The organism is Vogesella mureinivorans, from assembly GCF_007644035.1.
Lineage (GTDB): Bacteria > Pseudomonadota > Gammaproteobacteria > Burkholderiales > Chromobacteriaceae > Vogesella > Vogesella mureinivorans.
Genome location: NZ_VMTV02000286.1, coordinates 1 through 280 on the forward strand (window position 1 = coordinate 1; position 280 = coordinate 280).

At 65.0% G+C, this 280-nt stretch carries 1 protein-coding gene; it reads left to right on the forward strand.

Annotated elements, in window-relative coordinates; translation table 11 throughout:
* A partial coding sequence (locus tag FLQ44_RS08305; protein WP_500692541.1) for a carboxyvinyltransferase occupies positions 1-218 on the forward strand: 218 nt, incomplete at its 5' end.
* Between the last annotated feature and the right edge of the window lie 62 nt (positions 219-280).

A 280-nucleotide genomic window follows, 5' to 3' on the forward strand; every position in this document is an offset into this window, starting at 1 on the left:
TGGAGGAAGAGCCGGAAGGCTTCATCGTCACGGGAGGCGCTCGCGTTCCCGGCGGCGCCACCGTGCGCACCGCCCATGACCACCGCATCGCCATGAGCCATCTGGTGCTGGGGTTGAACAGCGAGGAACCGGTCGCGGTGGATGATCCCGGCATGATCGCCACCAGCTTTCCAGGGTTTGTGCAGTTGATGCAGGGGCTGGGGGCGGACCTTGGATAGGCGATCGCGCAAACAGAGCAGTGTGTTCGAAGCCTTCGCTCGTCTCGATGCGCGCTGGCGGA